15 protein-coding genes are annotated in these 15302 nt (G+C 42.4%); 5 read left to right on the forward strand and 10 right to left on the reverse strand.

The window, feature by feature from the left end; all coding sequences use genetic code 11:
• Window positions 1-40 precede the first annotated feature (40 nt).
• From fabD to HH214_RS13485, 3 genes are all read right to left on the reverse strand, one after another.
• On the reverse strand, window positions 41-928 hold the full coding sequence (fabD, locus tag HH214_RS13475) for an ACP S-malonyltransferase (protein ID WP_169608438.1): 888 nt from the start codon (window positions 926-928) through the stop codon (window positions 41-43).
• Window positions 929-1041: 113 nt separating this feature from the next.
• A complete protein-coding gene (gene folE / locus HH214_RS13480; protein WP_169608440.1) occupies window positions 1042-1680 on the reverse strand; it encodes a GTP cyclohydrolase I FolE in 639 nt (212 codons plus the stop codon).
• A gap of 8 nt (window positions 1681-1688) precedes the next feature.
• Window positions 1689-2105: a 6-pyruvoyl trahydropterin synthase family protein gene (locus HH214_RS13485; RefSeq protein ID WP_169611153.1), complete on the reverse strand. Its 417-nt coding sequence runs from the start codon at window positions 2103-2105 to the stop codon at window positions 1689-1691.
• 63 nt (window positions 2106-2168) lie between these two features.
• Between HH214_RS13485 and mqnB the strand changes: the two genes are divergently transcribed.
• A complete protein-coding gene (mqnB, locus tag HH214_RS13490; RefSeq protein WP_169608442.1) occupies window positions 2169-2864 on the forward strand; it encodes a futalosine hydrolase in 696 nt (231 codons plus the stop codon).
• Window positions 2865-2954: 90 nt separating this feature from the next.
• A complete protein-coding gene (locus HH214_RS13495; protein WP_169608444.1) occupies window positions 2955-3815 on the forward strand; it encodes a menaquinone biosynthesis family protein in 861 nt (286 codons plus the stop codon).
• A 58-nt stretch (window positions 3816-3873) separates the two neighbouring features.
• Here HH214_RS13495 and lnt read toward each other — a convergent pair whose 3' ends face one another.
• Entirely contained in the window at window positions 3874-5472 is a 1599-nt protein-coding gene (lnt, locus tag HH214_RS13500) for an apolipoprotein N-acyltransferase (protein ID WP_169608446.1), read from the reverse strand.
• Window positions 5473-5611: 139 nt separating this feature from the next.
• On the reverse strand, window positions 5612-6286 hold the full coding sequence (gene rsmI / locus HH214_RS13505; RefSeq protein WP_169608448.1) for a 16S rRNA (cytidine(1402)-2'-O)-methyltransferase: 675 nt from the start codon (window positions 6284-6286) through the stop codon (window positions 5612-5614).
• A 152-nt stretch (window positions 6287-6438) separates the two neighbouring features.
• Between rsmI and serS the strand changes: the two genes are divergently transcribed.
• Window positions 6439-7710, forward strand: coding sequence for a serine--tRNA ligase (gene serS / locus HH214_RS13510; RefSeq protein ID WP_169608450.1), 1272 nt, complete (start codon window positions 6439-6441; stop codon window positions 7708-7710).
• 124 nt (window positions 7711-7834) lie between these two features.
• Here serS and HH214_RS13515 read toward each other — a convergent pair whose 3' ends face one another.
• The 5 genes from HH214_RS13515 to HH214_RS13535 all read right to left on the reverse strand — a co-directional run bounded on the left by HH214_RS13515 (window position 7835) and on the right by HH214_RS13535 (window position 13148).
• On the reverse strand, window positions 7835-9037 hold the full coding sequence (locus HH214_RS13515; RefSeq protein WP_169608452.1) for an acetate/propionate family kinase: 1203 nt from the start codon (window positions 9035-9037) through the stop codon (window positions 7835-7837).
• A 135-nt stretch (window positions 9038-9172) separates the two neighbouring features.
• A complete protein-coding gene (pta, locus tag HH214_RS13520) occupies window positions 9173-11269 on the reverse strand; it encodes a phosphate acetyltransferase (protein WP_169608454.1) in 2097 nt (698 codons plus the stop codon).
• Window positions 11270-11494: 225 nt separating this feature from the next.
• Window positions 11495-11992 carry a DUF892 family protein gene (locus HH214_RS13525; protein ID WP_169608456.1) on the reverse strand — a complete coding sequence of 166 codons (498 nt, stop codon included), beginning with the start codon at window positions 11990-11992 and terminating at the stop codon, window positions 11495-11497.
• Window positions 11993-12034: 42 nt separating this feature from the next.
• The gene (locus HH214_RS13530) at window positions 12035-12394 is read right to left on the reverse strand and encodes a response regulator (protein WP_169608458.1); all 360 of its coding nucleotides are present in this window, start codon (window positions 12392-12394) and stop codon (window positions 12035-12037) included.
• 244 nt (window positions 12395-12638) lie between these two features.
• Window positions 12639-13148 carry a DUF892 family protein gene (locus HH214_RS13535; protein ID WP_169608460.1) on the reverse strand — a complete coding sequence of 170 codons (510 nt, stop codon included), beginning with the start codon at window positions 13146-13148 and terminating at the stop codon, window positions 12639-12641.
• A 530-nt stretch (window positions 13149-13678) separates the two neighbouring features.
• Here HH214_RS13535 and HH214_RS13540 point away from each other — a divergent pair.
• Both HH214_RS13540 and HH214_RS13545 read left to right on the forward strand, forming a co-directional pair.
• Entirely contained in the window at window positions 13679-14644 is a 966-nt protein-coding gene (locus HH214_RS13540; RefSeq protein ID WP_169608462.1) for a hypothetical protein, read from the forward strand.
• On the forward strand, window positions 14641-15165 hold the full coding sequence (locus HH214_RS13545) for a hypothetical protein (RefSeq protein WP_169608464.1): 525 nt from the start codon (window positions 14641-14643) through the stop codon (window positions 15163-15165). The genes HH214_RS13540 and HH214_RS13545 overlap by 4 nt, the downstream gene beginning before the upstream one ends.
• Window positions 15166-15302: the final 137 nt, after the last annotated feature.

Here is a 15302-nt window from a genome sequence, read left to right on the forward strand (position 1 = left end):
ATAAAAAACAAAAGCCACTTTGGTTTGTGGCTTTTGTTTTTTATGCGGTTATGTTCAGGCTACTCGTCACAGCCGTACGATCGGCCTTTTTAACCAAGCCTTGTAAAACATTGCCCGGGCCAACTTCGGTAAATGAGGTAGCACCATCTGCAAGCATGTGCAATACGGTTTGGGTCCAGCGTACAGGTCCGGTAAGTTGTGCAATCAAACTTTGTTTAATTTCAGATGCATCGGTATGCGGCTTAGCATCAATATTCTGATAAATAGGGCAAACTGGTGCTTGAATATTGGTATTCACAATAGCATGTTCCAGTTCAACCCGTGCAGCTTCCATTAATGGCGAATGGAATGCCCCACCTACATTTAATACCAGCGCACGTTTAGCACCGGCAGCTTTCAATTTTTCACAAGCTTGCTCAACGCCGGCAATGGTGCCTGAAATAACCAACTGACCAGGACAGTTATAGTTAGCAGGTACCACCACTTCATCAATTTGCTGGCAAATATTTTCTACAACAGCATCTTCCAAACCCAGAACGGCAGCCATGGTTGAAGGTTGAATTTCGCAAGCTTTTTGCATAGCATTTGCACGGGCAGCTACCAAGCGTAAGCCATCTTCAAATGATAAAGCACCTGCTGCTACCAAAGCTGAAAATTCACCCAGCGAGTGGCCTGCTACCACATCTGGTTTAAACGTGTCGCCAGCTATTTTAGCCAGAATAACCGAATGTAAAAATATAGCTGGCTGGGTAACTTTAGTTTGTTTTAAGTCCTCGTCGGTACCGTTGAACATAATATCGGTAATACGAAATCCTAAAATGTCATTAGCTTGTTCAAACAGTTGTTTGGCTGCTTCATGCTGCTCATACAGGTCGCGGCCCATACCTACAAATTGGGCGCCCTGTCCTGGAAATATATATGCTTTCAAGAGGGTTATTGGTTGGTTAGATAATTGATTTATTAAGTTGTTTGAATCAGAATTTACAGAATATTAAAATTTGCAGAATGCTCTCAATAAATTCTGTAAATTCTGATTCTGACCTATGACAGTTTCGAGCTTATCAAATTTAAAAACTCTGTTCTGGTTTTTTCTTTCAAAAACTCGCCGGTAAAGGCCGATGTAGTGGTTACTGAATTTTGCTTTTGCACACCGCGCATACTCATGCACAAATGGCGACATTCAATAACTACGCCCACACCTAAAGGCTGCAGGGTTTCCTGTATGCAGTCGCGTATCTCATTAGTCAGGCGTTCCTGTACCTGCAAGCGGCGGGCAAACACATCCACAATGCGGGGGATCTTGCTTAAACCCACTACATAACCATTAGGTATGTAGGCTACATGGGCTTTACCGAAAAAAGGCAGCATGTGGTGCTCGCACATCGAGTACACCTCAATATCTTTCACCACTACCATTTGGCTATAATCTTCTTTAAACATAGCCGAGGTCAAGATTTCTTTAGCGTTTAAATCATAACCATGCGTAAGGTAAAGCAATGCCTTAGCCACTCGTTCAGGCGTTTTCAGCAGGCCTTCGCGGTTAGGGTCTTCGCCTATTTGTTCCAGCACATCTTTATAGTGGGTGGATAAGCTTTGAATCAGGTCCGGGTTATAACGGTCTATTTTGTGGTAGCCGTTTATACCTTCGTCCCGGTCGGGAATGTTGTTATCGTTGTCCATTACATTGATTAGTTGCCGAAGTATTCGGCAGAATTATTTTCAGTTTCTGCTAATTTAACGGAATGTAAAAATACACCCTCGTACGCTTCAATAGGCCCTTTCAGCTGATTAAATATCTCGATACACAAAATTTCGGTTGATGCCATTTTGCCTTTCATGAAATCAACATCCATATTCAGGTTACTATGGTCCAGCTTTTCTATAACGCGCTCGTTAATGATTTTTTTCAGATCTTTCAGGTCAATCAAATACCCGGTTTCATAACTGATTTCACCTTTTACTGTTACAAACAAATTATAGTTATGTCCGTGCCAGTTCGGGTTAGCGCATTTACCAAATACTTCTACGTTTTTTTCTGCGCTCCACTCTTCGCGATACATGCGGTGTGCGGCATTAAAATGCTCTCTGCGCGTAATATATATCATCATAACAATTGTTGGTGCAAATATACAAAACATAAACGGGTCAGTTGTTTTATCTTAGCCTGCATGAAAATACTGGTAGTAGCTGCCACCCGGCCCGAGATTGAACCTTTAATGAGTGGAAGTAAAGAGCGCGGAGCGGAGACCCCAAGCATAGATGGCAATGGACAAAAGACTAATCAAGCAATTTCTGATTCGTTTTCTACGACTACCGACTTCCTCATTACTGGTGTAGGTATGGTGGCTACAGCTTTCGCATTGGGGCGGCAGTTGGCTTCACACTCTTACGATTTGGCTATTAACTTAGGGATAGCCGGTAGTTTCGATCGTGATATTGCCTTAGGAGAGGTGGTGGAAATTACGCACGATAACTTTGCAGAGCTGGGTGCTGAAGATGACGAAAACTTCTTGACTTTGGATAGCATGGGCTTTGGACAAACAGCTTATACCACAACTACCCGGTTGAATGATTATTACAGGGAGCCAACCGTCCGGCAGGTATTTGCTATTACCGTAAATACAGTACATGGTAATGAACAATCTATAGCTAAAATGCAGCAGCGCATTAACCCGCAGTTGGAAAGCATGGAAGGGGCTGCCTTTTTCTATGCCTGTGCACAAGCTGGTGTACCTGCTTTACAAATCAGGGCTGTGTCAAATTACGTAGAAAAACGTAACCGCGAAGCTTGGAAAATAGGTTTAGCCGTTAAAAATCTGAATACCTTTGCTGGCGATTTGTTGCGAGTGGTTAGCAGCCGGTAGCGAGTTGAAAAATAGTTAATAATAGCTGTTTCTCTAACTCACCAATCAGAACCCGCAACTCATTACTGACAACCTGTAATTAATACCGCTATGAAATTAACGCTCGGCTTTTCGCCATGCCCTAATGATACTTTTATTTTTGATGCGCTCATTCATCATAAAATTGATACCGAAGGCTTGGACTTTGAAGTGTTTTACGATGATGTGGAAACGCTCAACCAAAAAGCTTTCCGTGGCGAATTGGATATAACTAAATTAAGCTATCATGCTTTCGCTTATGTAGCTAACCAGTATGTATTGCTGGATGCCGGTAGCGCTTTGGGCTTTGGTGTTGGACCATTGCTAATATGTAAGCGTAACCCTGATGAATTACAAACCCAACTTGAAATTCAAAATTCGCAACTTAGAATCGGTATTCCTGGTAAATACACCACTGCTAATTTTTTATTGAGTCTGGCTTTTCCGGAAGCTATGAACAAACAGGAAATTGTATTTTCGGAAATTGAAGATGCTTTGCTGGAAGCGAAGATTGATATCGGGCTGATTATTCACGAAAACCGGTTTACCTACCAGGATAAAGGTTTGCACAAAATTATTGACCTGGGCGATTACTGGGAAAAACGTACAGGTTGTGCCATACCGTTAGGAGGTATCGTCGCCAATCGTCGTTTACCGGAGGAAGTACAATTAAAAATCAACCGCGTGTTGCGCCGTTCGGTAGAGTTCGCTTTTGCCAATCCGAAGTCTGGACTAGAGTTTATTCGTTCGCACGCCCAGGAAATGAGCGAAGAGGTGATGTACAAACACATTGATTTGTATGTAAACCAGTATTCGCTTGATTTAGGCACCGAAGGCCGTAAAGCTATTCAGCTGATGTTTGACACCGCCAAAGAAAAAGGCATTATTCCTGAAATTCAGGAAGAGTTGTTTTTAACACCTTTGGTAGTGTAGTTGTAAGAACGATGTCATTGCAAACGATAGTGAAGCAATGACATCGTTCTCATTATAATTATCTTCTCACCCGCTTGTACACAATCCAAATGGCACCTAATAACGACAACCACATCGCTATTTTAGGCAGATAATCACCATGCAGGGTGTAAAAGGTAAAGTCAGAATTTAAGTTAATATCCTGCTTTAAAGCGGTTCTGACCCACCATGCGCTATGCTGCACAATATCGCCACGTTCATTGATAAAGGCAGAAATGCCGGTATTGGCTGAACGGCAAATCCAACGGCGGTTTTCAATAGCACGCAATTTGGCATAAGCTAGATGCTGATCTTTGCCAGCCGTATTTTCCCACCAACCATCGTTGGTAATAATGGCAATAAACTGCGCGCCTTTACGTACAGATCGGGCTACCCAATCTCCCCAGATCGACTCATAACAAATTACCGGATCGGCACCAATGCCGCTTTGCGAATAAAATACCCCTACATCTTTCTGGCTGCCAAAGCTGCCGGCTGCCCCACCTAAATGTTCAAAAGCGGGCCGCAAAAAAGATAAGCTGCTGAACGGAATCATCTCGGCGCCAGGCACCAATTTAGATTTATGGTAAAACTGGATATTTTCGGAATTTTCAATATTAACCGCTGCGTTGTAATAATCTTTAAACAAGCCACCCGGCATAGTACTGGCAGTTATGGTACGCTGGTCTTCATAGGTTTTTGAAGAAGATACACCGGTTATGACATTGCCGTTTTTATACCGTCCCAAAAAATGCTTAACCTGTGCATAGGCGCTATTGGTTCGCATTTGGTCTTCATCAATATCTTCAGCCAAAGCTGTTTCCGGCCAAATAAAATATTCGGTATTGGGCTGTGCTAAGGAATCTGACAAATGGGTAAGCGTATCAATTTCCAACTGATTAGGTGTGCCGAATTTAGCATTCGGGTTAACGTTAGGTTGTACCACCACTACGTTAGATGGATCGGGTTGTTCCTGAAAGCTATAGTAGCGATATAGGGAAAAGCCTAACGGCAGTACCAGCACTAAAACAAAAGCAGTTACCAGCTTTTGCCGGTAAGCTTTAGGCTGAGCTTCACGCAAACTGGTGTAGAGTAAAAATAGTAAGATATTGATGGCCCATATCCAGATAGTACCCCCATATACGCCAGTGTATTCATACCATTGTATCCATTTATGACTTACGGCAAAACCGTTGCCCAAGGTCATCCACGGGAAAGCCAGATCCCAGCTTTGATGCAGATACTCGTAAGTCATCCAAAAGCAAACCAGTCCGATTAAACCTATACCTCGTGATGTTGCCAGCCTGAATCTGTAATACAACCAGCAAGCTGAAGCCATCAACAGCGGCCCTAACGAGTAAGGGATTAGGGCTATTGGAATAGCTATTAAATTGCCTACTTCTTTCAACGCATTGTACACCCAGTAAATAGATAGGCTATTCCACGCAAAGAAGCCAATAAAACTAGTAGCGAATATGAGCCGGCCTTTTTGCTTAACAGGAGATTGAATGATATTTTCGATAGCCATAAGCATCGGCACCAAACCAACAAATAATAAAAAGCTAGTATAAGCAGTAGGGGGCCAGGCTATCCACAACAAAAGACCTGAAAATATAGCGAGGAGAAGATTTTTTCTCATGAATTGGAATAATGAATATAAGCAAAACTACACAATTATGTTATTGCGAGCGATAGCGTGGCCATCTCGTAGCTTGATTAAAACACTTAGGAATCACTTCGTCTATATCTCTCCCCGCAATGACATAATTGTTTACTGGTTATACTTTCCCAGCTATACAAATTACAAACTCGCCTTTTACCGGGTGCGTTTCAAAGTGAGTTTTTACCTCAGCTACGGTGCCACGTACCGTTTCTTCATACAGCTTAGTCAATTCGCGCGATACGGAAATCAAGCGTTCCGCACCAAAATACAAGGCCATTTCATCTAAGGTTTTCAATAAGCGGTGAGGCGATTCGTACAGAATAACAGTTCGTTCTTCTTCAGCCAAAAACTTATAGCGGGTTTGCCTGCCTTTTTTTAACGGCAAAAAACCTTCAAAACAAAAGCGGTCTGTTGGGAAACCAGAGTTGACCAAAGCCGGTACAAAGGCCGTCGCACCAGGCAGGCATTCAACCGGCAAATCATTTTTTAAAGCTTCGCGGACTAGATAAAAGCCAGGATCAGATATAGCCGGTGTACCTGCATCAGATATTAAAGCTATTGTTTTGCCTTCTTTTAAAAAGCGCACAATCTCGGTGCTCGATTGATGTTCATTATGCTGATGGTGGGCAAACACTTTTTGCTGAATGCCAAAATGTTTAAGCATTGGGGCCGAAGTGCGTGTATCTTCTGCCAGGATCAGGTCGGCTTCCTTCAAAACGCGGATAGCCCGGTAGGTCATATCTTCCAGGTTGCCGATGGGCGTGGGTACTAAATAAAGTTTGCCGGTCATAATTCAATTGCGGGTTGCCTGTTTGCTGTTGCGGGGATTGTGTATTGGGTGTTCAGTTGTTCGTCATGAAGAATAGCCTGACAAAAACTCGCAACCCGTAACCGAAAACAGACCACTGATTTATATATCTTTGCTGCGAAAATACGACAATAATGCTGCAAGTTAGTTATATCCGTGACAACCGGGAACAGGTTTTAGAGCGTTTGGCTGTGAAAAATTTCAAACAGCCCGAACTAATTGATGAAATTATTAAGCTGGACGAGAATCGTCGGCAATCGCAAAACCGATTGGATAATACATCTGCTGAAGCTAATGCTGCTGCCAAGCGTATTGGTGAATTGATGCGTACCGGCCAGAAAGCGGAAGCCGAGCAACTAAAATCACAAACCAGCGCCTGGAAAGAGGAAATTAAACAACTGAACGAACAGTTAAATACGGTAGAGCAGGAACTACAACAAAAAATTGTACTGTTACCTAACCTGCCACATAGTTCCGTACCTAAAGGCGTAAGCCCCGAAGAGAACGAAATAGTGCTGGAAAATGGCGAAAAGCCAGCCTTGCCTACCGGTGCCCTGCCACATTGGGAGCTAGCCGCTAAATACGACCTGATTGATTTTGAGTTGGGTGTGAAAATCACTGGTGCCGGTTTCCCGGTTTATAAAGGTAAAGGAGCCAAGTTACAACGGGCTTTAATCAGTTTTTTTTTAGATGAAGCTGAGAAAGCCGGTTACCGGGAAATGATGCTGCCATTGATGGTGAATGAAGCTTCAGGTTTTGGTACCGGGCAGTTGCCAGATAAAGAAGGGCAGATGTACTTTGTAGGTCAGGATAATTTATACCTGATTCCGACTGCCGAAGTGCCGATTACCAATTTGTACCGTGATGTGATATTGAAAGCCGATGAGCTGCCGGTAATGAATTGCGGCTACACGCCATGTTTCCGTCGGGAGGCAGGTTCATACGGTGCGCACGTGCGTGGTTTAAACCGTTTGCACCAATTTGATAAAGTAGAATTAGTACAAGTTGTGCATCCAGAAACTTCATATAACGTTTTAGAGCAAATGAGCGCTCATGTGCAAGGCTTGTTGCAAAAGTTAGGTTTGCCTTACCGTGTACTGCGTTTATGTGGTGGCGATATGAGCTTTACCGCTGCTTTAACTTATGATATGGAAACCTGGAGTGCTGCACAGCAACGTTGGCTGGAAGTATCATCCGTATCTAATTTTGAAACTTTCCAGAGTAACCGCTTGAAGCTGCGTTTCCGTAATGCGGAAGGCAAAACTCAATTAGCTCATACGCTGAATGGCAGCGCTTTGGCTTTACCTCGTATTGTGGCTACTTTGCTGGAAAATAATCAAACCGAACAAGGTATTAAAGTGCCCGAAGTGCTGGTACCTTATACTAAGTTTGAGTGGATTAGCTAATTTATAGGATTACAACACGTCATTGCGAGGAACGAAGCAATCTCTACACCGACCGGCAAACGGTTGTATAAAGATTGTCACACTACCATTCGCAATGACGTGACTTTGTAAATGATAAAATAAATTATTGTACTAAATCATAGCACTGACGTGCAATTTCCAACTCCTCGTTGGTTGGCACTACCAAAATCTTTACGGTCGAATCAGCGGCGCTGATATCATGTATTTGTTTAGAGCGTATCTGGTTTTCTTCTTTATTTAAACGGATACCTAAGTATTCCAGATCAGTACAAACCAGCTCTCTTACCAGAGCATCATTTTCACCTACGCCGGCCGTAAAAATTATAGCATCCAGGCCATTGAGTACAGCGGCATAAGAACCGATGTATTTTTTAATGCGGTAAGCATACATATCGTAAGCCAATTTGGCGTTTTCATCGCCACTTTCAATGGCTTGGGTAATATCCCGCATATCGCTCTGACCGGTTAATCCCAGCATACCGCTACGTTTGTTCAATAAATTGCTTACCTGGTCAATATCATAGCCTAATTGGTTGACCAGATAAAAAACAACAGTTGCATCAATATCTCCCGAACGGGTACCCATAATCAGGCCGCTTAACGGGCCAAAGCCCATACTGGTATCTATTGATTGACCATTATTCACGGCTGCCATACTGCAACCATTACCCAGGTGAATGCTGATGAATTTATTTTCCGGTTTATTTAAATAAGCAGCAGCTTGTTCTGTTACATATTTATGGCTGGTACCATGAAACCCATAGGTACGAATGTTAAAGTCCGTATAGTACTGGTTTGGAATGGCAAAGCGGTAAGCCTTAGGTGGCAAAGTTTGGTGAAATGCCGTGTCAAAAACCCCAATCTGTGTAGCTTGGGTAAATATCTTTTCGGCTACCTCAATGCCCAAATAGCTGGCCGGATTATGCAGGGGTGCCAACTGGAAGGTTTGTTTTAAGTCTTCTTTTACCTTCGCATCAATAACAGTGGTCGTGGTAAAGGTTTCGCCACCATGTACAATGCGGTGACCTACTACTTGAATATCTTGTGGGTTTTGGATTACGGCAAGCACGCCGGTAGTAAGTAAAGTGTTGACCTGTTGCAAACCTGCTTCATGGTCGGGTAAGCCCCCTTCAGGAGTAAGCTTAATTACTTTCTCTTCACCATTTAAAAATACTTTATGGGTGATGGTTGATTTTTCGAGTCCGATACGCTCTACCAGCCCGGTACAAACCGGATCTTTTGCCGGCATTTTAAATAATTGATATTTGATAGAGCTACTGCCCGAGTTAACGACAAAAATGTTCATGAGTATTTTATTATGAAACGTCATTGCGAGCGTAGCGTGGCAATCTCTGCAGAATCATGAACGTTTTGCTGATCAGCGTAGTGATTGCTTCGTTCCTCGCAATGACGTGGTTTGTTTCTAATTAAACTGATTACACTACTCTTGCGCCTGTATAGCGGTAATAATTACGGTGTTAAAAATATCATCTACAGTACAGCCACGACTTAAATCGTTTACGGGCTTGTTTAAGCCTTGCAGCATAGGGCCAATAGCCAATGCACCCGTTTCACGCTGTACGGCCTTGTAGGTGTTGTTACCTGTGTTTAAGTCCGGGAAGATGAGTACGCTGGCCTGTCCGGCAACTTCCGAACCTGGTAGCTTGCTTTTACCCACAATCGGGTCAACGGCAGCATCATACTGAATAGGCCCTTCCACTTTCAGGTCGGGGCGTTTAGCTTTCACAATCTCGGTAGCCCGGCGCACTTTCTCTACATCCTCACCCTCGCCCGAGGTACCCGACGAGTAAGAGAGCATGGCAATACGAGGCTCAATACCAAACCGGCTGCTGCTTTCGGCTGAAGAAATAGCAATTTCGGCCAGTTGTTCAGCAGTAGGGTTCGGGTTTACGGCACAATCGCCAAAAACCGATACCCGGTCAGGCAGGCACATGAAGAATACAGAAGATACTACCGAAATGCCCGGTTTGGTTTTCACAAATTGCAATGCCGGTCGTATGGTATGCTGCGTGGTATGCACCGCGCCCGATACCATGCCATCAGCATGGCCTTTATAGACCATCATAGTACCATAATAAGATACGTCGGTCATCATATCAGTAGCCATTTCCAGGTTTACGTTTTTGTTTTTACGTAGTTCGTACAAGGTATTTACGTAATCCTGGTAATTGTCTGAAGCGGCAGGGTTAACAATGTTTATTTTGTTAACATCCAGGTTCAGGCCAATACGTTTAATGTTGGCCATAATATCATCCGGGTTGCCTAACAAGGTTAAGGTGACAATTTCCTGGCTGATGAGGCGGGCAGCGGCACGTAAAATACGTTCATCGTTACCTTCGGGCAGCACAATATGCTTTTTCTGCTTTTTGGCCCAGTTGGTAAGCTGGTACTGGAACATGCGTGGCGTTATGCCACCGGCATACTTAAAGGTAACCATACGCTCGTCCAGCTTAGGTACATCCACGTATTTGTTAAAGGCATCAATAGCTAGCTGTATTTTCTTAGTATTATCAGATGTAATTCTCGACCGTATGTTGCCAATTTGCGTAGTGGTCTGGAATGTGCCTGTTTTTACCGCCAGAATAGGTACTACCGTTTGCAGACCCTCAATCAGCCGCAAAATAGGTTCTTCAGGCTCGGCACCTGCTGTAAGTACAATGCCCGCTATTCTGGGGTAGCTGGTTGAAAGGTTAGCCTGTAGGGCTGCAATAATAATATCACCGCGGTCGCCAGGAGTGGTAATCAGTACATTCTCTTTAATGTAGTTCAGGAAGTTAGGCACCTGCATGGCCCCGGTTACAAAATTATCTACCTGGTTACTTAAATGTTCTTTACCAAACAGGAGTTTACAGTCGGTTAGTTCATCATAAATTTCCTGCATGGTAGGGGCTTGTAAACCTGTAGTAGCCGGAATAATAGCCAGTATAACATGCTCTGGTAATTGTGCCGTCAGCAATTCGTTAACGTCATTAATCTGCTCGGAACTAACTTTGTTGGCTACCAAGGCCAATACCTGTATCTCGCGCGATTCAAAATTGCGCATTACCGTAATGGCGGCATTTACAATCTGGGCTGTGGTTTTATTTTCGCCAGATATTACCGCAATAACCGGAGCGCCCAGGTTCTTTGCTATTGAGGCGTTTACCTCAAACTCAAAAGCGGTGCTCTCACTTTGGTAATCGGTGCCTTCTACTACCGTAAAATCATATTTATCTTCCAGTTGCTTGTACTTGCGGATAATGGTATCAATCAGTTCGCCCTGGCTTTCCGTTTCCGACTGGTGCATAGCTTCTTCCCAGCTAAAGGCACTGGCATCTTCGTAGCTGATGGGCAGGTCGAAGTACTTCAAAATAGTTTGTATGTGGTCGCTTTTGCGTTCGGAAGCACTGCGACTAACAATGGGCTTGAAAAAACCGATTTTTTGCGCTTTGCCTAACAGCATATTGATTAAGCCTAAAGATACAATGGATTTACCACTGTAGGGCTCGGTACTGGTAATAAAAACAGTTTTTATCATGTAGTAAATGTTGGTACATGCCGACAACCAGCTGTACGGATTGTTTAATGACAAATATAGGACGCGAATAGTTCGCTGCAAAGTTTATTAACTTACCCCAATGGGTTTATGCAGGTTAAAACCAGGGAGAAACTCGTAAGCTAAAAGAGGTGTTTGTTTTATGAGCTTGTGAACGTTCATCGGCAAAATAAATGCTCGTGAACATTCTTAATAATTATGGCAATATCACTTGGCTATAAGTTCTGTAGCAATCAATAGCAAAAGGGTTCGCATGTCTTTGGCATCGTCGTAGTTTTCACGCAGTAGTTGGTTTACCTGCCGGTTGCCGATTTTCACGGCAGCCATTCGCAGCATTTTAAAGCACGACATTTCAATACCTTCCATTATTTCCAAGTAATACAATAATGAAAGATCGGTAGGCTGATTATCGCTTCCAGTGCGTATATCGTGGTAAGCACAATCTACAACATTGTTCATAGAACGAGCTGCTTCAAAATCTAAATTTTTATCAAGCAAATTGAGCATCAACTCAATTCGATTAAGCTGCTGCTGTAAATCTTCAACCATCTCATCCAGTACAAGATTTAGCTTTTTAAAATTACTGATTCTTTGTAGCTCTGGAACTTTATTTAACAAGTGTTCCTTAGCAAAATACAATCGATTGATATGGTGAACAAAAAAGCTTGTGAGGTTCACATTATCAGAATCATGAATAGTTGACATTATGTTTGATTGGATTGTAGTGAACCAAGTTTACGATGTTGTTTATACGTACTGAGCTACTGTTTGCAGCAAGTCAGTAATCTCAAATGGTTTGTTAACGTAACTGTCTGCGTGGCAATTGCTTGCCAACAAGGCTAGGTTATGTTCTGCTGAAATTAATATGATTGGAATGTTACAGGTAGTTTGTCGAGATTTGAGTTCCTGGCATATCTGCAATCCAGACTTAGGAGAGCCGGCAATACGAACATCAAGTAAAATTAAATCAGGGGAGAGCTCCAGGATATAATTTGCAGCATCGCTGTTATTGGCGGTAACTACATTATACCCTTCATCTTCAAAAACGATGCTTAATATTTCTAGTATATCCTCGTCATCATCAATAATAAACAATCGTTTGGCCATATCCTTTATTTAGGAAGCGAGACAGTGCAAACAGTTAGCCATAGCGTATAAACAAAGCTTTATACTGTTGTTTCACGTATTAATACAAAATTTCACGTATTAATACATGGTGTTATTATGCTTATCAGACGGGCTGTATTTTAACTTATCCAGAAACAAGCCACTTTTCATGATCACGTAGCCTATTTACAGTAACACTTCGTACCATGAAATAAGAGTTTCAGAAGATTTTCAACATATAGTTCTAGGTGAGTCTGTCTCTTAATGCTTGTTGAAGAGTTTTAGTGCTCTGCTTTGATTCACGTAGGGTTTGCATAATTAGCAAGCACAATTGTTTATCCTCCAGTTTCTGAGTTACCAGAAAAAGAATGTTGAATGCTTGATATTCCATCGCTTCAATAAGCAGTAGTTGATTAATTAGCACCCAATCTTTATGAAAGTCATTTTCATCAGAACCATTGCAAATTAAATAATCATGTTGGTTCAATCTGGAAAAGGCGCCTTTGGGTTGTTCTAACACTTCAGCGTGCAGTAGCAGCATCATGGTTTTAATGCGCAGCATTTGTATATCCAGATTTGTTAAGGTCTCATAAATTAACTCTTTCAACCCTGTATCCTCCGTTTCATTCAGCATGGAGGGTAACAGTTCTCGAAGGTTATATTTTGAATAAAATAGTTCGGAAGCTGTAACTATAAACAGGTTTCTGGATTTACTATAATCATGAACTAATTGCTCAAATAAATCATTTGACATAATCGCTTTAAGTTAAGCAGAAACGGCATACTGAAAGAGGAAGAGCAAAACGGAGTATAGGTGTAATTAAAAACGATAGTAGTTTGTTTTAGCAAATACCTAATAGTTTATCATGGTAAACATCATAGGCTACGAATAAGTGGTCAATAACTATCAACTATATGGGAGTGATATTTTTTAACTGCTGGCTTCGTATCCAGTACCTATTAAGCTTCTGATTTAATGATAATTCAATGATACAAAACTTTGCAACAGTATTTGTAAATGCTAAAAATATTAGCTAAATTTAAATTGTTTTTAAAGGCGTAAATAAGGCATGACATACTGACTTAAAAAGCTGCCTTTTTAGCGTAAAAACAAGTGGGGCACAAGCTTTGCTTATCTATGTATAGCGATTGAAAATCAACCAGTTAATTGCTGTAAAAAGGGCTTGTAAAACAAGCTTGTATTTCAGACAAAACCTTGTCCGTTTTACAACGGCTGATGTACAGCCGGGCAAATTTTGAAACCGATAAATTTAGATTAATTAGATGGAAACACTTGAGTTGACAACAATTACTGATGAGATGCAATCGTCCATTACTCACATGGCGCAAATGCGCAATGCGCTGATTGCATTTACCAAAGAGGTGCTGGTTAAGGAGCAGGACTACGGCGTAGTGCCAGGCGTGCAAAAACCAACCCTGCTGAAACCTGGTGCTGAAAAACTGATGAACCTGTTTGGTATGTCGGTTGAGTTTGATTGTACAGATAAGGTGCTGGATATACAATCCAAATTTATCGCCTATACTTATAAAGCCACCGCCCGTAACAAAGACGGCCGTATTGTAACTCAGTGCGAGGGTTCCGTAAATAGTTATGAGCCTAAGTACCGCTACATCTGGATGGAAAAGGCTAAACCCAGCCAAGCCGTGCAAGATCAGCTGAAGGCTGAAGGTATGGGCAAGTTTCGTAAATCAAGCAGTGGCTGGATTTGGGTTGAACGTACCGAAAACCCCGACCTGGTTGGTTTACAGAATACGCTGCAAAAGATGGCCCAGAAACGTGCCTTTGTAGGTGCTATTCTACTGGCTACTAATGCAAGTGAGTTCTTTACCCAGGATGTGGAAGATATGGGCTTTATTGATGTGGAAGCTACCGTGATTGAAAATGAGGTGAAAGCTGCCGCTAAGCCTAAAGAGGAAGTGAAAGCACCGGCAACTGCACCATCACAGCCTATGCGACCTGCACAGCCACGTGAAAATAAAAACAGTATTGCTGCTCCGGTAGCTGAACAACCTAAAAAAGCAACTAAGGCACAAGTTAAAGAGGTAGCTAAGGCCGAACCTGAAGTATCTCCCATATCGGGTGAAACTCGCATGGCCATTGAGCAGGCTCCAGATGTAGCTACCCTGTACCTGATACATAAAGCCAACGTTGAACTACAACAGGATGAGCAATTTATTAAGTTGCTATCCAGCAAAAAAGCAGAATTAAGAAAAGGAATAGCCGCATGAGGAAACCGTTAGCCATGCAGTTGCCTGCCTGTGAAGCCGTAACCTTGTTTACCGGCTTTGATATGGAGCCCGAAAGTCTGATTAAGTTAGACCGGGCTACCATTGCCAAAATTGTGCATGATACTGAACAACAAATTTCCGATGGCGATTTAGACAGTGTGCGCATGTTGGTATTAGCTAAAAAAGGGCAGGAGCTGTTTAACAGTTTAGAGAAAAAAGTAAGACCGTATGCCGAAGAGCAGGCCCGAGTGCCTAAGCATGATAAATTACGCTTGTACGATACCGAGATTATAGAAAAAGAAACCGGCGTAAGTTATGATTACAGCATGTGTAATGATGCCATCTGGAACGAACTGCATGATGCGAAAGCCGAGATAGAACAAAAGTTAAAAGAACGGGAAGCATTTTTAAAAACAGTAACCAAACCCACCATTAGTGTAGATACTTACACGGGTGAGGTATGGGAAGTAAAACCGCCGCTTCGTACTTCCAAACAGGGATTAAACGTAAGTTTAAAATAACTCCCTCCATTATAGATGACAAAGCCTGCCAATGTAACGTTAGCAGGCTTTTTTGTAGTTGGCTGCTTCAAGTATGCAAAGTAAATTGCAGTTTTGATGCGCCATTACCTTTTAGGTAAATATCACAAAATGTAATC

The sequence above is a fragment of the Mucilaginibacter robiniae genome (genome assembly GCF_012849215.1).
Classification (GTDB): Bacteria; Bacteroidota; Bacteroidia; order Sphingobacteriales; family Sphingobacteriaceae; genus Mucilaginibacter; species Mucilaginibacter robiniae.